The following is a 19,198-nucleotide window of genomic DNA, read 5'->3' on the forward strand; positions in this document are numbered from 1 at the left end:
CGGCGTGCAGAACTCCCTGCGCCCCGAGGGTGGCCACGGCCACGGTGGGCAGGGAGAGGCGACGGCGGGCGACGGGCCGGACGGCCGCGAACTGCACCAGGCCGAACCCGGCGACGAGCCGCCAGGGCACCGCCCCCTCGGCGACGGCGTGGTGCCCGAGAACGGCGAGCACGCTGCCGACGAGGGCGAACATGCCCGCCCGCACGCTCGCACCGACGTTCACCCCGTCGTATACGTCAGGTGCGGAAGGGCTGTTCAGACGGGGGGCCGGCGGTCAGTCCGCCGTCTGAGCCGGGTTCGCCGTCACCCTGCGCAGCAGAGGTCTGCTGCCCCCGATCGCGGCGAGCATCGCCAGCGCGCCGACGGTCACGCAGACCGCGAGCCGGAGCGCGCCTGAGCTGTCGACGGTGGCCCCGGCCGCCTGGTTGAGCTGGTAGCCGCCGAAGACGCCCATCGCGGTGGTGCCGCCGGCCAGGACGACCAGGGGCAGGACCGTCTCACGGACCCGGGCCCGGTCCAGCACCCGCAGCGGGGTGCCGGACAGCCTCAGCAGACCGTAGACGCGGCGCCGGTCCAGGACGCCCGCGGCGGCGGTCAGTCCCGCGGAGGCCGTCGCCACGAGGAAGCTCAGGAGCAGCGTGGCGGTGCTGACCGTGGCGACGCGGTCGGTGACGGTCTCGTCCGGGGCGGACACATAGTCCTGGGAGACCGGGAAGCGGCCCTGCCCGGCGGGTGTCAGGGCGGTGACGGCCGCGTCGATCCGCTCGGGCCCGCCGGGGACCCGGGCGACGACACCGGTGTTGCCGAGCAGCACGGTGTCGAAGCCGCCGTCGTCCACCGTGGTGACGGTCGCCTCGACGCCCGCCCGGTCGAGCAGCGCACGGGCCTCGGCCGCCGTGTGCCGGGCGTCGGCGCCGCCGTCGGTCAGTACCGCGACCTGGTCGGGGTGCTCGGGGAAGCCGATGTCCAGCCGGCTCACGGAGAAGAACCCGGCGACGAAGCCCGCCAGGACGAGGCCGCTGACGGTGCGCCAGGCGCCGCGCGGGTCGTCGCTGAGCCTGCGGGCGGCCAGCAGGGTGGCGGGGCGGCGGGCGAAGCGGCCCGCGACCCGCCCCAGCCGGTCCACGACCCACGGGCCGAACAGCCAGAACGCCCCGTAGAAGAGGGCCAGCAGCACGACCATCCGCCGGCTCGTCATCCGGCCGCCGGTGCTCTGCACGATGTAGGCGAGAGCCGCGGCGAAGAGCACGAGCCGGATCATGCGGGTGCGGCGCGGGTTGGCCTGCTGCGCCACGCCCAGGGGCGAGGTGGCCACCTGGCGCAGCATGGTCACCGCGCTGGCCGTGAGGAGGACGGTGACCCCCAGCACCACCGCCGCGAGCCATGGCAGACCGACCCACAGCTCGCCGGTGTACCAGGTGCCGACGCCGTACGGGATCCCGGCGAGGGCGGGCAGCAGCGTCACGTAGGCGAGGGCGCCCGCGAGGGCACCGGCGGCGCCCACCGCGGCCGCCTCGGCGGCGGTCATCGCGAGGATCTGGCGCGGGGTGGCCCCGGCCAGCCGCAGCGCGGCGAGCCGCTGTTCGCGCCGGGCCGCCCCGAGCCGTCCGGCCGCGGCGGCCAGCACCACGACGGGCACCACCAGCAGCACCGCGCCGAGCAGCGCCGTCTGCCGGTCGGCACCGGTGAACAGGGTCGGCTCGGTGCCGGTGAACCCGGCGATCCGGGCGCGGGCCGTCTGCCCGTCGTCGTACCAGCCGCCGCCCCCGGCCGACGCGGAGACCGCCGGGTCACCGGGCGCGCGTCCGACGACGGCGACCAGTTCGTCCGGGGAGGCGAGTCCGGCGGCGCCGATCGCACCGTAGGACCGCGGCTTCGGGAAGCGGTCGGCGAGCTGGCGCGCGGGCAGTTCGCGGATCAGCTCGGCCAGGGCGGGGGAGAGGTACACCTCGCCCTTCTCCGGGAAGGCGCGCAGCCCGGGCGGCGCCGGGGTGGGGCTCCGGTCCGGGAGCCGGGCGAGGCTGACGACGGTGACGGGCCGATGGCGTACGTAGGTCGTGGTCATGGCCTGGACGGCGGTCGCCGACTCGGCGGGAGCCGCTTCGGGCAGGCGCCAGGCGGTGCGGTCGGCGCGGGCGCCGGAGCCGAGACAGGCGGCGATCATCACCAGCAGCACGAAGGCGCCGACGGCGGCGGCCGAGGCGGCGAGCACCTGGCTCTGCAGGCTGCGGCGGCCGGAGGACCGGGCGAGGTGCCAGGTCAGGGGCAGGACGGGGGAACGCATCGAGGTCTCCGGTGGCGAGCGCTGGGGTCAGACGACCGTGTACTGGTGGTGGCCGCTGATCCGGCCGTCGCGGACCTGGAGGATCCGGGCGCAGTGGGCGGCGACGTCGGCGTCATGGGTGACCATGACGAGGGCGGCGCCCTGCTCACGGGTGACGGAGGTGAGGAGCCGTACGACCTCCTCGCTGGTGTTCTGGTCCAGGGCGCCGGTGGGTTCGTCGGCGAAGACGACGTCCGGTTCGCCCACCAGGGCGCGGGCGATCGCGACCCGCTGGGCCTGTCCGCCGGAGAGCTGTCCGGGGCGGCGCTTGTCCAGGCCGTCCAGCCCGAGCGGCGCGAACCAGCGGCGGGCGCGGGCGACGGCCTGCCGGCGCGGGACGCCCTCCAGCATCAGCGGCAGGGCGACGTTCTCCTCGGCGGGCAGTTCCGGCAGCAACTGGCCGGACTGGAAGACGAACCCGAACCGCTTCCGGCGCAGCGCGCTCAGCCTGTTCTCGCCGAACTCGTCGATCCGCTCGCCGCGCAGCAGGACCTGACCGTCGTCGGGCCTGATGATCCCGGCCAGGGTGTGCAGGAGGGTGGACTTGCCCGAGCCGGACGGGCCCATGATGGCAAGCGAGTCGCGCTCGGCGACCTCGACGTCCACGCCGGCCAGTGCGGTGGTGGGGCCGTACTTCTTGATGAGGCCGTGACCGGCCAGGACGATGCTCATGACGCGGTGTGCTCCCGGGTGGGTGTCAGCGAACGGTTCAGCGCTCGAACTGCCAGGTGACCCGCGGTGTCGCGGGGTCTCCCTCCACCTTGATCACGCGCACGGGAATCGAGACCCGCCCCCCGTCGGCCCGGGCCGTGCACGTCTCGGTCGCACCGGCCACCGCCTTCAGATGGGCCGGGCAGGACACGTCGTGGATGTCCTCCCCGACCCACGGCAGCGGGTGATACCAGCCGTCGATACGGGCCTCGAGGATGGACTTCTCCACCGCGAGGCGGCCGTCCACCTTCACGTAGAAGGCACGGGGAAGGGTGTCGATCGTGGTGTGCTGGACGTCCTTCGAGGCCAGCAGCCAGGTGAGGAGACCGCCCACGGCGGCCACGGCGGTCACACCGCCGACGGCACCGACGAGGAAACCACGCTGCATCTCGTACTCCTGGTTCGGGTCAGGGTCCGGCAGAGGAAGTGGCTCCACTCTCGCCCTGGAGCGCGGGCACGCGCCTCGGCCGTTCGGCCACATCCCCGGGAGCCCGGCGGCGCGGGCTCTCGGCCGTTCGGCCGATCGGCGAGAACGAAAAAGGGCCTGCTCGACACCAACGGTGTCGAGCAGGCCCTTCCGAGCGGGGGAGCGGTCAGTCCGTGCCGGACTCCATGGCCGCGCGGTCCAGCCACGCGTCCTCCTCGGAGACCTCGCCGCGGGAGGCGATGGCCTCGGCGCCGCCCTCGGGCAGCTCCGGCATGGTGCCGATGAGGCCGGTCGCGGCCGCCTGCGAGGCGCCGATGGTGGGGCTGCCGGTGCCGATCAGGCCGATGCCGGCGTACTGCTCCAGCTTGGCGCGCGAGTCGGCGATGTCGAGGTTGCGCATGGTGAGCTGGCCGATCCGGTCCACCGGGCCGAACGCCGAGTCCTCGGTGCGCTCCATGGACAGCTTGTCCGGGTGGTAGCTGAACGCCGGGCCGGTCGTGTCGAGGATCGAGTAGTCCTCACCGCGCCGCAGCCGCAGCGTCACCTCGCCGGTGACGGCCGCGCCCACCCAGCGCTGCAGCGACTCGCGGATCATCAGCGCCTGCGGGTCCAGCCAGCGGCCCTCGTACATCAGCCGGCCGAGCCGCCGTCCCTCGGCGTGGTACTGGGCGAGGGTGTCCTCGTTGTGGATCGCGTTGACCAGCCGCTCGTAGGCCGTGTACAGCAGCGCCATGCCGGGCGCCTCGTAGATGCCGCGGCTCTTCGCCTCGATGATCCGGTTCTCGATCTGGTCCGACATGCCGAGGCCGTGCCGGCCGCCGATGGCGTTGGCCTCCATGACCAGGTCGACGGGGGAGGCGAACTCCTTGCCGTTGATCGTCACCGGGCGGCCCTGGTCGAAGCCGATCGTCACGTCCTCGGCGGCGATCTCGACCTCGGGGTCCCAGAACCGGACGCCCATGATGGGCTCGACGGTCTCGACACCGGTGTCCAGGTGCTCCAGGGTCTTGGCCTCGTGGGTGGCGCCCCAGATGTTGGCGTCCGTGGAGTACGCCTTCTCCGTGCTGTCCCGGTAGGGCAGCCCGTGGGCGAGCAGCCACTCCGACATCTCCTTGCGGCCGCCCAGCTCGGTCACGAAGGCCGCGTCCAGCCAGGGCTTGTAGATCCTGAGGTGCGGGTTGGCGAGCAGGCCGTAGCGGTAGAACCGCTCGATGTCGTTGCCCTTGAAGGTCGAGCCGTCGCCCCAGATCTGGACGTTGTCCTCGAGCATCGCCCGGACCAGGAGCGTGCCGGTGACGGCGCGGCCGAGCGGCGTGGTGTTGAAGTACGCCCGCCCGCCCGAGCGGATGTGGAACGCGCCGCAGGTCAGCGCGGCCAGGCCCTCCTCGACCAGCGCCGCACGGCAGTCGACCAGACGCGCGATCTCGGCACCGTAGGTCTTCGCACGGCCGGGCACCGAGGCGATGTCGGGCTCGTCGTACTGGCCGATGTCGGCGGTGTAGGTGCACGGGACGGCACCCTTGTCGCGCATCCACGCGACCGCGACGGAGGTGTCGAGACCGCCCGAGAAGGCGATGCCGACGCGCTCGCCGGCGGGCAGGGAGGTGAGGACCTTGGACATAGGAAGAGTATGTATCATCACGCATAATCATGCAAGTAGCGTGTATGGATTCCGGCCGGGGGGTCCGGTGCAGGCCCCGATCCGGCCGGAATCAGCTCGGAATCAGTTCAGGAGAGGTCCTGCTCGGAGCCCCCGAGCGCCCCGAGGATCCGCTCGGCGGCCAGGGCCGGCGTCAACTCGCCGTCCCTGACCCGCTGTTCGAGGGCGGGCGCCAGCGCCCGTACCGCCGGGTCGGCCTTCAGACGGCCGAGGAGTTCGTCGCGGACCATGGTCCAGGTCCAGTCGACCTGCTGGTCACGGCGCTTGGCGGTGAGGCGGCCGGTGGAGTCCAGCAGGGTGCGGTGCTGTTCGAGGCGCTCCCACACGGTGTCCAGACCGGCCGACTCGCGGGCGCTGCAGCTCAGCACCGGCGGGGTCCAGGCCGCGTCCTTGCCGTGCATCAGGCGCAGCGCGCCCGCCAGCTCACGTGCGGCGGCGCGGGCGTCGCGCTCGTGCGGGCCGTCCGCCTTGTTGACGGCGATCACGTCGGCCAGCTCAAGGACGCCCTTCTTGATGCCCTGGAGCTGATCGCCGGTGCGGGCGAGGGTGAGGAGCAGAAAGGTGTCGACCATGTTCGCGACGGCGGTCTCGGACTGGCCGACGCCGACCGTCTCCACCAGGATCACGTCGTAGCCGGCCGCCTCCATCACCACGATCGACTCACGGGTCGCCTTCGCCACTCCGCCCAGCGTGCCCGCCGTGGGGGAGGGGCGGACGAACGCCGCCGGATCCACGGCCAGGCGTTCCATCCGGGTCTTGTCGCCCAGGATCGAGCCGCCGGTACGGCTGGAGGAGGGGTCCACCGCGAGGACCGCCACCCGGTGTCCGAGCGACGTCAGCAGCGTCCCGAACGCGTCGATGAACGTCGACTTGCCCACGCCGGGCACCCCGCTGACGCCGATCCGCCGGGCCCGCCCGCTGTGCGGCAGCAGCTCGGTCAGCAACTCCTGGGCCAGCGCCCGGTGCTGGGGCCGGGTCGACTCGACGAGCGTGATGGCGCGGGCGATGATCGCCCGCTTCCCGTCGAGTACGCCCTTCGCGTACGCGTCGACATCGATCACAGCTCGTGCCCGAGGTCGGTCGCCAACCCCTTCACCAGGTCGTACGCCGCGTCCGGGATCACCGTCCCGGGCGGGAAGACGGCCGCCGCGCCCATCTCCAGCAGCGTGGGCACGTCCTGCGGTGGGATCACCCCGCCGACCACGACCATGATGTCCTCGCGCCCCTCCTCGGCCAGCGCCTCGCGCAGCGCCGGGACGAGCGTGAGGTGGCCGGCCGCGAGCGACGAGACCCCGACGATGTGCACATCCGCCTCGACGGCCTGCCGGGCCACCTCGGCGGGGGTCTGGAACAGCGGGCCGACGTCCACGTCGAAGCCGAGGTCGGCGAAGGCGGTCGCGATCACCTTCTGGCCGCGGTCGTGGCCGTCCTGGCCCATCTTGGCGACCAGGATGCGCGGACGGCGGCCCTCGGCCTCCTCGAAGTCGGACACGAGGGTGCGGGTGCGGTCCACGGACGGGGACTCTCCGGCTTCGTTGCGGTACACGCCGGTGATGGTACGGATCTGGCTCGCGTGCCGCCCGTACACCTTCTCCAGGGCGTCGGAGATCTCCCCGACGGTGGCCTTGGCGCGGGCGGCGTTCACCGCCAGCTCCAGCAGGTTGCCCTCGCCCCCGGCGGCCCGGGTCAGCGCGTCCAGCGCGTCCCGGCAGGCGGTCTCGTCCCGCTCCTCGCGCAGCCGCCGCAGCTTCTCGACCTGCTGGGCCCGCACCGAGGAGTTGTCGACCTTGAGCACCTCGATCTGCTCGTCGCTGTCGACCCGGTACTTGTTGACGCCGATGACCGGCTGGCGCCCGGAGTCGATCCGGGCCTGGGTGCGGGCCGCGGCCTCCTCGATGCGCAGCTTGGGAATGCCCGCGTCGATGGCCTTGGCCATGCCGCCCGCGGCCTCCACCTCCTGGATGTGCTGCCAGGCGCGCCGCGCGAGGTCGTACGTCAGCTTCTCCACGTAGGCGCTGCCGCCCCACGGGTCGATCACGCGGGTCGTGCCGGACTCCTGCTGGAGCAGGAGCTGAGTGTTGCGGGCGATGCGCGCGGAGAAGTCGGTGGGCAGGGCCAGCGCCTCGTCGAGGGCGTTGGTGTGCAGCGACTGCGTGTGCCCCTGGGTGGCCGCCATGGCCTCGACGCAGGTGCGCGTCACGTTGTTGAACACGTCCTGCGCGGTCAGCGACCAGCCCGAGGTCTGTGAATGGGTGCGCAGGGAAAGGGACTTGGCGTTCTGCGGGTCGAACTGCCGCACGAGCTTCGCCCACAGCAGGCGCGCCGCGCGCAGCTTGGCGACCTCCATGAAGAAGTTCATGCCGATCGCCCAGAAGAACGACAGCCGGGGCGCGAACGCGTCCACGTCCAGGCCGGCTTCACGGCCCGCCCGGATGTACTCCACACCGTCCGCGAGCGTGTACGCCAGCTCCAGGTCGGCCGTCGCACCCGCCTCCTGGATGTGGTAGCCGGAGATGGAGATGGAGTTGTAGCGGGGCATCCGCTGCGAGGTGTACGCGAAGATGTCGGAGATGATCCGCATCGACGGCGACGGCGGATAGATGTAGGTGTTGCGGACCATGAACTCCTTGAGGATGTCGTTCTGGATGGTCCCGGCCAGCTTCTCGGGCGGCACGCCCTGCTCCTCGGCCGCCACGATGTACAGCGCCAGCACCGGCAGCACGGCGCCGTTCATCGTCATCGACACGGTCATCCTGTCCAGCGGGATGCCGTCGAAGAGCTGCCGCATGTCGTAGATGGAGTCGATGGCCACGCCCGCCATGCCGACGTCACCGGTCACACGCGGATGGTCGCTGTCGTAACCCCGGTGGGTGGGCAGGTCGAAGGCGATCGACAGGCCCTTCTGCCCGGCCGCGAGGTTGCGCCGGTAGAAGGCGTTCGACTCCTGGGCCGTGGAGAAACCGGCGTACTGGCGGATCGTCCAGGGCTGGTTGACGTACATCGTCGGGTACGGGCCGCGCAGATACGGCGCCTGGCCCGGGCGGGTGTCCAGGAAGTCCAGGCCCTCCAGGTCACGGCCGGTGTACAGCGGCTTGACCGCGATGCCCTCCGGGGTCTCCCAGAGCAGGTCGTCCCCGCCGGACGCGTTCTTGACGGCCGTACGCCACTCGTCGGGGCCGCCGTCGGGGGCCGGGCTGCCCAGCTCGATCCCGGAGAAGTCGGGGATTCCCATCAGGACACTCCCATGCGGTCGAGGGTGGCGGACAGCACGGCGACGGCGTCACAGCCCGCGAAGACGTACGAGTCGACACCGGGGTGGTTCCCCGGCCGCCCGGCGAGGAACACCTGTGCGGCCCCGGCGGCCTTGAGCTGCCCGGCCACCGCCTCCGCCCGCTCCTCGTACAGGGCGTCACTGGAGCACAGCACGGCCTCGCTCGCGCCGCTCTCCTCGAAGGTGCCCTCCGAGACGGGCTCGATGCCGCCCGCCTGGAAGAGGTTCGAGGCGAAGGTCAGGCGTGCGGTGTGGGCCGCGGCCGGGCCGAGCGCGGCCAGGAAGATCCGGGGCCGGGAGCCGGTCGCCGCGAGGTGGGCGTCGGAGCGGGCGCGCAGTGCCTCGTAGGCCTCGTCGCGGCGCACCCGCGGCAGTCCGCCGGAGCGCGGCTCGGGAGCCGGCTCGCGGACGACCGGCTTCTCGTCGAGGTGGGGGAACTCGCTGACGCCGGTGACGGGTTCGCGCCGCTTGGCGAGCTTGCCGCTGCGGGCCGCCCACGTGTCGGCGAGGTCGCGGCCGAGGTCGCCCGAGCGCAGGGCGGCCGCCTGGCCGCCGAGCCGTTCGATCTTCCGGAAGAACTCCCAGCCCGCCTGGGCGAGTTCGTCGGTGAGCCGCTCCACGTACCAGGAGCCACCCGCCGGGTCGATCACCCGGGACAGATGCGACTCCTCGATGAGGATGGTGGAGGTGTTGCGGGCGATACGGCGGGCGAACGCGTCGGGCAGACCGAGCGCGTGGTCGAAGGGCAGCACGGTGACCGCGTCGGCCCCGCCCGCCCCGGCGGCCAGCGTCGCGATGGTGGTGCGCAGCATGTTCACCCACGGGTCGCGGCGCGTCATCATCACCGGCGACGTCACGACGTGCTGGAGCTGGGCGCCCGCGCGCGGGGCTCCGCAGGCCTCGGCGACCCTGGCCCACAGTCGGCGCGCGGCCCGCAGCTTGGCGATCGTCAGGAACTGGTCGGCGGTCGCCGTGTACCGGAACTCCAGTTGCGCGCAGGCCTGTTCGACGCTCAGCCCGGCCTCGGTCAGCTCCCGCAGATACGCCACCGCCGTGGCCAGCGAGCAGCCCAGCTCCTGGGCGGCCGAACCGCCGGCCTCGTGGTACGGCAGCGCGTCCACGGTCAGCGCCCGCAGCCCCGGGTACTCCTCGCCGCACAGTCGCGCGAGCTCCGCCACCGGCGCGACGTCGTAGCCCTGTCCGGTACGGGCCTCGTGGCCGAGCGGGTCCGCGCCCAGGTTGCCGCGCGCCACGTCCCGGGCGACGCCCCGCTCCTCGTACAGCCGCAGCAGTTCCCGCGCGGCGGACTCGGTCTCGCGCCCCGCGTCGAGGACGACGGGTGCCAGGTCGAGATAGACGCCGTCGAGGACCGTGCCGAGGGACGGCACCGCGATGCCGTCCTCGCCCGCGGTCAGCCAGAGGGAGGTGACGCCGTTCTCCAGGTCCGCCAGCACCGTGGCGTTGTCGGCCACCGTGTGCCGCTGCCGTACGTCCCAGCCGCCGACCGTGTTCCCCTCGGCGCGGCCGCCGCGCACAAAGGGCGCGAACCCGGGGAAACCAGGCTCCGGGGCGTCGTCGCGCGCGGTGTAGAGGGGCCGGGTGCGCAACCCGTCCTCCAGGGCGGTGGACAGGGCTTCCTCGGCCTCGGCTCCCTCGACGTCCTTGCCCGACTTGCGCAGCACACCCGCCACAAGGCGCTGCCACTGCTCATGGGGCACATCAGGGAACTCGCCGGCCAGCTCAAGCCCGTCGTCAGGCAGGACCGTCATGCTCGGATGTTAGGCCACGTTAACGAAGGAGCAGCAGTGGGCACGGCTGTGACCTTGCCCTCTCCCAGACTGTGGCCTCGGTCTCCATGACCCGGACGGCGATCAGACCTGCTTCGTGACCTGGTCCCCGGACCCCCGCAGCGCCTGGTACACGGACCACACCACGGCCACCAGCGGTACGGCCACCACGGCCCCGATCACCCCCGCCGCCACGGCACCGCCGACGACCGCCAGGGCCACCACCACCGGGTGCAGCCGGACGGCCCAGCTCATCACGATGGGGTGCAGGAGATGGCCCTCGATCTGTCCGATGATCACGATCAGGGCCACCACCACCAGGGCGATGAGCGGCCCCTTGGTCGCCAGCGCGACGACGGCCGCGACCGCCAGGGCGATCGGCGAGCCGATCAGGGGGATGAAGGCGGCCACGAACTCCAGCAGCGCCAGCGGCACGGCGAGCGGCACCCCGAGAGCGAACAGGGCGATGCCCACGAGGACCGCGTTGGTCGCCGCCACCAGCAGGATGCCGTGCGTGTAGCCGGTGAAGGTCCGCCAGGCGGCCCGGCCCGCGACCGTGACCTGCCGCCGCGCCCCGTCGGGGAGTTGATCGCACAGCCACCGCCACTGCCGCTCGCCCGAGTGCGTGAAGAAGACCGCGCAGAACAGGGCCAGCGCCAGCACGGTCAGCACCTCCAGCAGCCGGCTCGCGCCGCTGAGCGCCGTACTGATGAGGGTGGAGCGATGGCTCGACAGCAGCTCGCCGATCCGGGACTGGAGATCGGCGAAGGCGTCCGCGGGCAGCCGGAAGGGCGGCTCCTCCAACTGGCGTTCGATCCGGTCGATCCCCGCCACGAACTCCCGCTCCAGTCCGCTGCGCTGGTCCGCCACGGTCTCGCCCACCAGGGCCAGCGCCCCGAGGACGAGGACGATGCCGCCCACGATCGCCACCGCGACCGCGAGCGGCCTCGGCATGAACCGCGCCAGCAGACCGGCCGCGGGGCGGAGCACGGCGGCGATGACGAGACCGAGGAAGACGGCGACGGCGATCCGGTGGAACTGCCCGAGCACGGAGAAGGCGAAGCGGACGACGATACCGACGGCGATGATCCGCCAGGCGTACGCCGCCGCCGTCCGCAGCCAGTCCGGCACGCGCGGCTCCCCACCGCCCGGCCGTCCGGGCGGCGAGGCGGGCGGTTCGACAGACGCGGCCATCTCATGCCCGTACCACCCACCGCCCGCCGGACCGCGGTGCGTCCCCCGAATTCCCCCGAAGGCCGGTACCGGTGGGCGCGGCGTCGGGGGAAAAGGACGGGGAAACCGGACAAGGACCAGCCGTCCGACAAGGAGTGTCCACGCCATGGGTACCGCCGTCCACGTCCCCCAGACCCGGGACATGATCGGAGACGAGCTCTCCGGAGACGAGGCGTTCACCGCCCTGCGCCACTACGGGGGAGTGCGGCTGCTGACCGACTCCTTCACACGGTTCCGCTACGCGGACGGCTTCAGCAACGCGCGGGCCCTCGCCTTCCAGGTGGTGCTCGGACTGGTTCCGTGCACCGTGGCGCTCGTCGGGCTGGCCACGTCGGTGCACACCGAGGGCGCGGGCCGGATCATCGAACTCACGCTCGGCCGGATCGTGCCGGGGGCGAGCGCCGAGATCGTCGAGGAGGCCTTCGAGGGGACGCGGCGCACCGCTCACGGCGACGCCTGGAGCACGCTCGCCCTGTGGCTCGGCCTGGGATTCGCGCTGCTGAACCTCGCCTCGGCCATGGGCCAGATCGAGCGCGGCGCCAACCGTATCTACGGCATCGAGCGCGACCGTCCCTTCCCGCGCAAGTACGCGCGGGGGATCGTGCTCGCGCTCGCCGCCGGTCTGCCCCTGGTGCTGGGGTTCGTCGTCCTGGTCGCCGGTGAGGCCGTGGGCGACGCGGTGGCGAAGTCCGCGGGCCGGGGCAGCGGGCCGCAGTGGTGGGGTGTGCTCGACATCCCCGTGGGGCTCGCCCTGGCCTGGGTGGCCTCCGCCGTGATCTTCCGCTGGTCGCCCCGCCGCGTCCAACCCGGCTACACCTGGCTGGCCTTCGGCTCGGCCGTGCACCTCCTGCTGTGGGTGTCGGCCACCTGGCTGCTCGCGCTGTACGTCGAGGAGAGCGGTGCCTTCGGCGCCGTGTACGGGCCGCTCACCGCCTTCATCGCCCTGCTGCTGTGGGCCAACCTCACCGCCGTCGCGCTCTTCCTCGGCATCGCCTTCGCCGCCCAGCTGGAAGCGGCCCGCGCCGGCATCACGTCAGCCGTCCGGCCGGACCCCGGACCGGGCGCGTGACGACCCCGGGGCCGCCGCGTCGTCAGCGGCCCGCCGCCGCGGTCACCGTCGCGGGATCCACCCCGGTCAGTTCGACGACGCGGTGCGGTGTCACCCCGGCGGCCAGTGCCCGGGCGATGAGGCCGTCGCGGCCGTCCGCGCAGTCGCGGAAGGCGAGGAGTTCCTCCTCGACCCGGGCGAGTGACTGGGGTGCGTTCAGATGGCGGACCCGGATCAGTTCCTCCTCGCCCAGTGGGACGGGGAGCCGCTCCGCTTCCTCGGGGATGGCCGCCGTCTCCTCCGGCGGCAGCAGCCGCAGCTGTGGGGAGGCCGGCGTGCTGCCCTGCGCGTCCAGCCACGCGCGTACCGCGGGGGTCTCCATGCAGGCGAGGTCGCCGACGGCAGCGGGGGCCACGCCGAGCGACGCCGACGGGTCGTCAAGCAGGAACAGGTAGGCGTCGTCGGTCATCCTCGGCTCCTTCTCGACGGGGGCTGATCGACTCCCCTTACCCCGCCGCGCCCGAATTACCGCCGGCTCCGGGACTCACGGCCCTCGCGGACAGAACCTGTCCGCAACCCCGGCTACCGTGCCCCTCATGGCGAACACCCAGCGGAGCGTCCTCGGTACCCGTGCCCTCAACCGCGCCACCCTCGACCGGCAACTGCTGCTGCGCCCCGCCCGGATGTCCGCCGCCGCGGCCGTCGGGCATCTGGTCGGTCTCCAGGCGCAGAACGTCAAGCCTCCGTACTACGCGCTCGCCGCACGTCTGGACGGCTTCGCACCCGAGGCGCTGTCGACGCTGATGGCCGACCGCGAGGTCGTGCGTATCGTCACGATGCGCTCCACCATCCACACCCACACCGCGGACGACTGCCTCACCCTGAGGCCGCTGGTGCAGCCCGCCCGGGACCGGGAGCTGGTCCAATTCCGCAAGGGACTCGCCGGTGTCGACCTGGACCGGCTCGCGACTCTCGCCCGGGACCTCGTCGAGGCCGAGCCCCGCACGATGAAGCAGTTGCGCGAGGCCCTGCTCCAGGAGTGGCCCGACGCCGACCCCCAGGCCCTCGCGGTCGCCGCCCGGTGCCGGCTGCCGCTCGTGCAGGTGACCCCGCGCGGTCTGTGGGGCCGCAGCGGGCAGGTCAGTCTCACCACCGCCGAACAGTGGCTCGGCCGCCCCGCCGAACCCGCCCCCGCTCCCGAAGCGGTCGTCCTGCGCTACCTCGCCGCCTTCGGCCCGGCCTCCGTGAAGGACATGCAGACCTGGGCCGGACTGACCCGTCTGCGGGACGCCTTCGAACGGCTCCGCCCGCGACTCGTCACCTTCCGGGACGAGAGCGGCGTCGAGCTCTTCGACCTCCCGGACGCCCCCCGCCCCGACCCGGACACCCCGGCCCCGCCGCGCTTCCTGCCCGAGTTCGACAACCTGCTCCTCTCCCACGCCGACCGCACCCGCGTCGTCCCCCGGGAGCACCGGGGCCGCTCCTGGCAGGGCAACATCGCCTACTCCACGCTCCTGGTCGACGGCTTCCTCGCGGGCCTGTGGCGACTGGAGGACCAGGCCCTGGTGATCGAGCCCTTCGACCGGCTCACCAGGACCCGGCGGGACGAGGTCACCACCGAGGGCGAGCGGATGCTGCGCGTGCTGCACCCGGGGTCGTCGTACGACATCCGCTTCGGTGCCGTACGGGGCTGACGGCCGTACGACATCCGCTTCGGTGCCCGTACGGGGCTGACGGCATGGAGAGGGGGGGGGGGGGGGGGGGGGGGGGGGGGGGGGGGGGGCGCCCCCCGCCCCCCCCCCCCCCCCCCCCCCCCCCTGGTCTTTCACCTGAGGGGTACTCAGGAGCTATCGGTCGGTCACGAGTTGACCTGCGTCGTGACCAGGTTGGAGAAGGTGGTCAGCCGGGTGTAGACACCGGGGTAACCGGCCTGGGCGCAGCCCTCGCCCCAGGAAGTGATGCCTGCCAGGACGCCCCCGATGAGCAGGGGACCGCCGCTGTCGCCCTGGCAGGTGTCCACGCCGCCGGAGGTCTTCCCGGCGCACACCATGTCGCTCTGCACGAAGTCCGAGCCGTAGGAGCTCGCACAGCTGGAGTCGGACACGGTCGGTACGGTCGCGGTGCGCAGCTGGTTGGAGGAGCTGCCGCCCGCGGAGGTGGTGCCCCAGCCGAGGATGCGGGCGGTGGCGCCGGCCGCGTACACCGAGGTCTGGGAGGAGGAGACGTACTTCGCCGTGGTGTACGGCATCGACGTCGACAGCGTCAGCACGGCCACGTCGTCGCCGTTGGTGGCGTCGGTGTAGCTCGGGTGGATCCAGATCTTGCTGACCTTGCTCACCGTGCCGTTGGTGCCGTTGAGGTAGGTGCGGCCACCGACCACCCGCACGCTGCCGGCGGACTCACCGACCATGCAGTGCGCGGCGGTGACGACCTTGGTGGGCGAGACCAGCGTGCCGCCGCAGAACTGGTTCTGCGAGGCGTCCGTGATCTGCATGACGAACGGGTACGCGGTCGTCGTGGTCGTGGTACCGCCGACGATCGGCTGGGGCGCGGCGACGGCCGTGGGGGCGGCGAGCAGCGCGGTCGTGGCGGCGGCAGCGGTCGCGGCGGCTACCGCGGCGGCCTTCTTGGCGGCGTTGAGCCCGAACATGGGTCTCCTTGGGGAGTTGCCGGTGGGGGGTCGCGCGGGTGGTGGTGAAGCACGGGGACCCTGACGCCGTTGTTCGGATCTCCGTGTGCCCGGCGAGCGGCACGTCCCAAAGTTAGAGCCCGGACGAGGGGGCTCCCAATGAGGGAACCCCCTAAGGGAGTTGGGCAGGGAAAACCCTCGGTCGGGTCAAGTAAACCCAGGTGGGGCTCAGTTGGTACGACGGCCCGCGGCCAGCCGGACGATGTCCACCCGCGAACGGATCCCCAACTTCCGGTAGACCCGGGTCAGTGTCGCCTCGACGGTCTTGACACTGATGAACAGACGGGCCGCGATCTCCCGGTTGGTCGCGCCCTCCATCACGAGCGAGGCGACCTGACGCTCCATCGAGGCCAGGCCCTCCAGCGCGTCCAGCGCCACGGGCGGCGCCACGGAGGCGGGCTCCACCGCCGTGGACCCGCCCGCGACGGCCGCGTCGACCTGCCGCAGCCAGGGCAGTGCCCGGCAGCGCCGGAACAGCCGGGCCGCCTCGTCGTACGACGCCGGCCCCGGCAGGGGAGTGCCGCCGGTGCGGGGCGGTGCGGAGGCCCGGTCGCGCAGCCGGGCCAGCGCGAAGGCGGCCCGCGCCTCCTCCAGGCCGTAGCCCAGCCTGCCGAGCCGGTCGCGCACGGACGCCAACCGGACCAGCGCGGCCTCGTGTTCGCCGCGTGCCGCCCGCACCAGCGCCTCGGCCCGGTCCAGCACGGCCAGCACGCTCTCCCGGCCCAGCCGCAGCGCGTGCGCCCGGGTCGTGTCGATGAGGTCCTGGGCCTCGCCGGGCTCGCCGATGCGGACCAGTGCCTCGGCGAGGTCGCCGTGCCAGCGTCCGCGCGCCGGGTCGTTGATGCCGAGGCCGTGCTCCAGCTCCCGCACCCGGCGCAGCGAACGCACCGCGGCCGCCGGGTCCCCGGCCACCAACTGGGCGTAGCCCAGGGCCGCCAGAGCCCGGGAGAGATACATCTGGTCGCCGTCGACCTCGGCGTGGTCGGCCGCCTCGCGCGCGAGCGCCAGCGCCCGGTCCACGTCCCCGGCGGAGGCCTCCGCGAGGGAGGCGAGCATCGCCGAGGCGCCCTCGCCGATCCCGGCGTCCCGGGCGAGGCGCAGGCTCTCGCGGGCCAGGTCCAGGGCCCGGCCGCAGTGCCCGGTGCGCAGCTCCGTGTCCGCGAGGAAGCGCAGGAAGTGCACCTCGCTCTCGACCATGCCGCGCCGCCGCACCTCGCGCAGCAGCGCGGTGATCACCGCCCGCGCCTCCGGCAGCCGGTCGCTCATGATCAGCCAGCGGAAGCGGGCCGAACCGGCGCCGTTGTGATGGCAGGCCACATACGGGTCCTGGGGTTCCCGCAGCGCCCGTTTGACGGTCGCGGGCGCGCCCGGATGGCCCATCAGGGTCTCGGTGGAGGCCTGGAAGGACAGCGCCATCAGCTCGGTGCGCCGGTCCCCGCCCCGGGCGGCCAGCTCCGCCGCGTGCTCGGCCTCCTGCCGGGCCTCGGCGAAGTCGCCCTCCACGACCAGACCGCGCCAGGCCAGCTGGTAGTGGACCAGGGCGAGCAGCCCCGGATCGTCGCCCGCGTCGGCCAGGACCTGAGGGAAGACCGCGTCGACCTCGCCGAGCGCCTGCCCGGCCGCCTCGATGACCACCATCCAGGCCCGTACGCGCTCGGCGGGCACGGTGGCACGCGTCAGTACGTCGCGGGCGATGTCCCTGGCGAGATCGGCCTCGCCGGCGGTGATCGCGTCCTCCGCGGCCTGCAGCCGCCGCTCGTCCGGGCCCGGGACGCTGTCCGCCGGGGTGTGCCGGGCCGCGAGCAGCCCGAGCGAGGCGGCCACGGACGGTGCCCCGCGGTCCAGGGCCAGCGCGGCGGCCTCGGCGAGCCGGGCCGCCACCTCCGGGTCGGTGCCGGTGGTCGCCAGGGCCAGATGCCGGGCCCGCTCGATCGGGTCGGAGGCCGCCGTGGACAGCGCCGCGTGCACGGCCCGCCGCTCCTGCGCCGGAGCCTCCGCGTACAGCGCGGCCGAGATCAGCGGATGCGCGAACCGTACGGCGGGACCCTCCGCTTCCGTCGCCAGCAGCCCGAGCGCCGCCGCCTGGGCCGTCTCCGCCTCGGCGTGCTCCCGGCCCGCCGCGTGCAGCAGCGCAAGCGTGGGGCGGGCACCGGCGCTGGCCACCAGGAGGGTGCGGCGCGCCTCGTCCGACAGCATCTCCAGCCGGCTCAGCACCAGGGCCCGCAGCGAGGTGGGCACGGGCAGCGGCTCACCGGGCCGGGGCCGGGTGGGGCTCTCGGCCAGGGCGCGGCCCAGTTCCAGTGCGAAGAGCGGGTTGCCGGCGCTGGTGCGGTGGATGTCGCGGATCGTGGAGCGGGACAGCGGGGTGTAGCCGCGGTGGTCGAGCAGCGCCGAGACCTGCGTACGGGACAGCGGGCCCAGCCGGACGGCGAGCGTGTCGGGCGGGGACGCGCGTAGATGGCGGTCGTACTCCTGGCCCTCGGTCCGCACCGCGCACAGCATCTGCACGGGCGTGTCGCCCAGCCGGCGGGCGGCGAAGCCGAGCAGTTCGGCGCTGGCGGCGTCCAGCCACTGGAGATCGTCGGCGACGACCAGCACCGGTCCCCCGGCGGCGAGGGCGCGCAGCGCCGACAGCACGGCGAGACGCAGCGCGAGCCCGTCGCGCTGGAGGGTGGACTCGCCGCGGCCGGTGAGCGCCGACTCCAGGGCGGTGCGCTGGGCGGCGGGCAGCTGTCCCGAGACCTCGTCCAGGACCAGGCCGAACAGGTCGGCCAGCGCCAGGAAGGGCAGGTGGGATTCGGACTCGGTGGCCGAGCAGCGCAACACGGTCCGGGCCGAGCCGCCGTAATCCGCCGCCAGCGCCCGCAGGATCGTCGACTTTCCTATTCCCGCGGGGCCGTGGAGCAGCACACTTCCGCCTCGGCCCAGCTGTTCACGCGCCGCTGTGAACAGGTCCTCCCGGCCGATGACCAGGTCGGGGCGGCTCCTGGGAGGCTCCTGGAAGTCCCGTGGCACGGTCACCGCTCCCCTCCGTGTGTCGTGTCCTGGCCAATATTAGGCAACAGCTCTTTGAATTTCGGACGGACGGCGTGGTGAGGGAAATAACAACCGACGCCGGCGGGTGAATTCATTGGGCTCCCGAATGCGACCGAAGGCGACGTCGACGCCTCGTCGGGAGCGTTTCGGCATATCGAACAGACCGGCGCGACAGAAAACATCACAAACCTACGGCAACCATCCCGCCCGACGCGCGGCGACCACGGCCTCGCCCCGGGTCCGGGACCGCAGTTTCCGCATGGCCGACCGCAGATATCCCTTGACGGTCTCGGACGTCACCCCCAGCCGCTCGGCGGCGACCGCGTTGGTCGCCCCGGCGGCGACACACGCCAGCACGTCCACCTCGCGCGGCGCCAGCCGGACCCGGGCCGGCGCGGCGGCCCCGGCCGTCAGCAGCGCACACGCCCCCAGCAGCTCGTCCCGCAGCTCCGGGTCCGCGATCTTCGGAGCCAGCGCCCGCAGCGCCGCGTGTGCCTCCCGCACCTGCTCCCACCCCGCGCCCGCCCCGCCCCCGGCGGCGAGCGTCCGCGCCTCGTCCCGCACGACCAGGGCCCGCTCCACGTCCCGCGCCGCCTCCACGGCCGCGTCCAGCATCCGCCCGCCCATCGGCAGGGCCGTCCGCAGCGCCCCGTACAGCACCCCGCGCACCCCGTGCCGTACGACCACCGGCACGGCCAGCACCGAGCGCAGCCCCTCCACGGCCACCGGGGCGTCGTACTCGTGACTGATCTGCCGTGACGCCGAGTAGTCCGTGACCACGCACGGCCGGGCGAGGACCACCGTCTTGCCGCCCAGCCCGTTCCCGGACGTCACCACGAACGACCGCAGGGCGTCCGTCGCCGTGCCGCTCAGTTCGCTGATGCGTATCCGCTGCCCGGCCTCCATCAGCCCGCCGAAGGCGATCGGGAGGCCGGTGGCGCGCCGCAGACGCAGCAGTGCGTTCCGTATCTCGACGGCGTCGGACGCTTCTGCTGTCACCTGTTCGCCCCTTC

14 protein-coding genes are annotated in these 19,198 nt (G+C 73.2%); 2 read left to right on the top strand and 12 right to left on the bottom strand.

The features are described 5' to 3' along the window. Positions 1–274: 274 nt before the first annotated feature. From ACIBK5_RS34925 to ACIBK5_RS34960, 8 genes are all read right to left on the bottom strand, one after another. Positions 275–2,284 carry an FtsX-like permease family protein gene (locus tag ACIBK5_RS34925; protein WP_399026021.1) on the bottom strand — a complete coding sequence of 670 codons (2,010 nt, stop codon included), beginning with the start codon at positions 2,282–2,284 and terminating at the stop codon, positions 275–277. 27 nt (positions 2,285–2,311) lie between these two features. Next, a complete protein-coding gene (locus ACIBK5_RS34930; protein WP_399026023.1) occupies positions 2,312–2,995 on the bottom strand; it encodes an ABC transporter ATP-binding protein in 684 nt (227 codons plus the stop codon). Positions 2,996–3,032: 37 nt separating this feature from the next. Beyond that, complete coding sequence (locus ACIBK5_RS34935) at positions 3,033–3,422, bottom strand: DUF4333 domain-containing protein (RefSeq protein ID WP_399026025.1); 390 nt, start codon at positions 3,420–3,422, stop codon at positions 3,033–3,035. A gap of 205 nt (positions 3,423–3,627) precedes the next feature. Continuing rightward, positions 3,628–5,082: an argininosuccinate synthase gene (argG, locus tag ACIBK5_RS34940; protein WP_399026027.1), complete on the bottom strand. Its 1,455-nt coding sequence runs from the start codon at positions 5,080–5,082 to the stop codon at positions 3,628–3,630. A 107-nt stretch (positions 5,083–5,189) separates the two neighbouring features. Continuing rightward, entirely contained in the window at positions 5,190–6,182 is a 993-nt protein-coding gene (gene meaB, locus ACIBK5_RS34945) for a methylmalonyl Co-A mutase-associated GTPase MeaB (RefSeq protein ID WP_399026029.1), read from the bottom strand. Next, positions 6,179–8,353: a methylmalonyl-CoA mutase gene (scpA, locus tag ACIBK5_RS34950; protein ID WP_399026031.1), complete on the bottom strand. Its 2,175-nt coding sequence runs from the start codon at positions 8,351–8,353 to the stop codon at positions 6,179–6,181. Before scpA ends, meaB begins: the two co-directional genes overlap by 4 nt. Beyond that, positions 8,353–10,161: a methylmalonyl-CoA mutase family protein gene (locus tag ACIBK5_RS34955; protein WP_399026033.1), complete on the bottom strand. Its 1,809-nt coding sequence runs from the start codon at positions 10,159–10,161 to the stop codon at positions 8,353–8,355. The genes scpA and ACIBK5_RS34955 overlap by 1 nt, the downstream gene beginning before the upstream one ends. A 102-nt stretch (positions 10,162–10,263) precedes the next feature. Then, positions 10,264–11,373: an AI-2E family transporter gene (locus ACIBK5_RS34960; RefSeq protein WP_399026035.1), complete on the bottom strand. Its 1,110-nt coding sequence runs from the start codon at positions 11,371–11,373 to the stop codon at positions 10,264–10,266. 145 nt (positions 11,374–11,518) lie between these two features. Between ACIBK5_RS34960 and ACIBK5_RS34965 the strand changes: the two genes are divergently transcribed. After that, positions 11,519–12,481: a YihY/virulence factor BrkB family protein gene (locus ACIBK5_RS34965; protein WP_399026038.1), complete on the top strand. Its 963-nt coding sequence runs from the start codon at positions 11,519–11,521 to the stop codon at positions 12,479–12,481. Between the two features lie 22 nt (positions 12,482–12,503). Here the strand turns inward: ACIBK5_RS34965 and ACIBK5_RS34970 are convergent, their stop codons facing one another. Beyond that, positions 12,504–12,929 carry a DUF6003 family protein gene (locus tag ACIBK5_RS34970; RefSeq protein WP_399026040.1) on the bottom strand — a complete coding sequence of 142 codons (426 nt, stop codon included), beginning with the start codon at positions 12,927–12,929 and terminating at the stop codon, positions 12,504–12,506. A 127-nt stretch (positions 12,930–13,056) separates the two neighbouring features. On the opposite strand from ACIBK5_RS34970, the gene ACIBK5_RS34975 reads away from it, so the two are divergent. Further along, positions 13,057–14,154, top strand: a complete 1,098-nt coding sequence (locus ACIBK5_RS34975) for a winged helix DNA-binding domain-containing protein (protein ID WP_399026042.1) — start codon at positions 13,057–13,059, stop codon at positions 14,152–14,154. Between the two features lie 164 nt (positions 14,155–14,318). Here ACIBK5_RS34975 and ACIBK5_RS34980 read toward each other — a convergent pair whose 3' ends face one another. The 3 genes from ACIBK5_RS34980 to ACIBK5_RS34990 all read right to left on the bottom strand — a co-directional run bounded on the left by ACIBK5_RS34980 (position 14,319) and on the right by ACIBK5_RS34990 (position 19,184). After that, positions 14,319–15,110, bottom strand: coding sequence for a S1 family peptidase (locus ACIBK5_RS34980; protein WP_399026044.1), 792 nt, complete (start codon positions 15,108–15,110; stop codon positions 14,319–14,321). Between the two features lie 207 nt (positions 15,111–15,317). Continuing rightward, positions 15,318–18,170 carry an AAA family ATPase gene (locus ACIBK5_RS34985; RefSeq protein WP_399026046.1) on the bottom strand — a complete coding sequence of 951 codons (2,853 nt, stop codon included), beginning with the start codon at positions 18,168–18,170 and terminating at the stop codon, positions 15,318–15,320. 204 nt (positions 18,171–18,374) lie between these two features. Beyond that, the gene (locus ACIBK5_RS34990; RefSeq protein WP_399026048.1) at positions 18,375–19,184 is read right to left on the bottom strand and encodes a LuxR C-terminal-related transcriptional regulator; all 810 of its coding nucleotides are present in this window, start codon (positions 19,182–19,184) and stop codon (positions 18,375–18,377) included. Between the last annotated feature and the right edge of the window lie 14 nt (positions 19,185–19,198).

Source organism: Streptomyces sp. NPDC050546, assembly GCF_044457425.1.
Lineage (GTDB): Bacteria > Actinomycetota > Actinomycetes > Streptomycetales > Streptomycetaceae > Streptomyces.

What these genes read in the sequence shown, in the direction of transcription:
- ACIBK5_RS34925 (WP_399026021.1), bottom strand. Translation starts at nt 2,284, where the DNA reads ATGCGTTCCCCCGTCCTGCCCCTGACCTGGCACCTCGCCCGGTCCTCC.
- ACIBK5_RS34930 (WP_399026023.1), bottom strand. Translation starts at nt 2,995, where the DNA reads ATGAGCATCGTCCTGGCCGGTCACGGCCTCATCAAGAAGTACGGCCCC.
- ACIBK5_RS34935 (WP_399026025.1), bottom strand. Translation starts at nt 3,422, where the DNA reads ATGCAGCGTGGTTTCCTCGTCGGTGCCGTCGGCGGTGTGACCGCCGTG.
- argG (WP_399026027.1), bottom strand. Translation starts at nt 5,082, where the DNA reads ATGTCCAAGGTCCTCACCTCCCTGCCCGCCGGCGAGCGCGTCGGCATC.
- scpA (WP_399026031.1), bottom strand. Translation starts at nt 8,353, where the DNA reads ATGGGAATCCCCGACTTCTCCGGGATCGAGCTGGGCAGCCCGGCCCCC.
- ACIBK5_RS34955 (WP_399026033.1), bottom strand. Translation starts at nt 10,161, where the DNA reads ATGACGGTCCTGCCTGACGACGGGCTTGAGCTGGCCGGCGAGTTCCCT.
- ACIBK5_RS34960 (WP_399026035.1), bottom strand. Translation starts at nt 11,373, where the DNA reads ATGGCCGCGTCTGTCGAACCGCCCGCCTCGCCGCCCGGACGGCCGGGC.
- ACIBK5_RS34965 (WP_399026038.1), top strand. Translation starts at nt 11,519, where the DNA reads ATGGGTACCGCCGTCCACGTCCCCCAGACCCGGGACATGATCGGAGAC.
- ACIBK5_RS34970 (WP_399026040.1), bottom strand. Translation starts at nt 12,929, where the DNA reads ATGACCGACGACGCCTACCTGTTCCTGCTTGACGACCCGTCGGCGTCG.
- ACIBK5_RS34975 (WP_399026042.1), top strand. Translation starts at nt 13,057, where the DNA reads ATGGCGAACACCCAGCGGAGCGTCCTCGGTACCCGTGCCCTCAACCGC.
- ACIBK5_RS34980 (WP_399026044.1), bottom strand. Translation starts at nt 15,110, where the DNA reads ATGTTCGGGCTCAACGCCGCCAAGAAGGCCGCCGCGGTAGCCGCCGCG.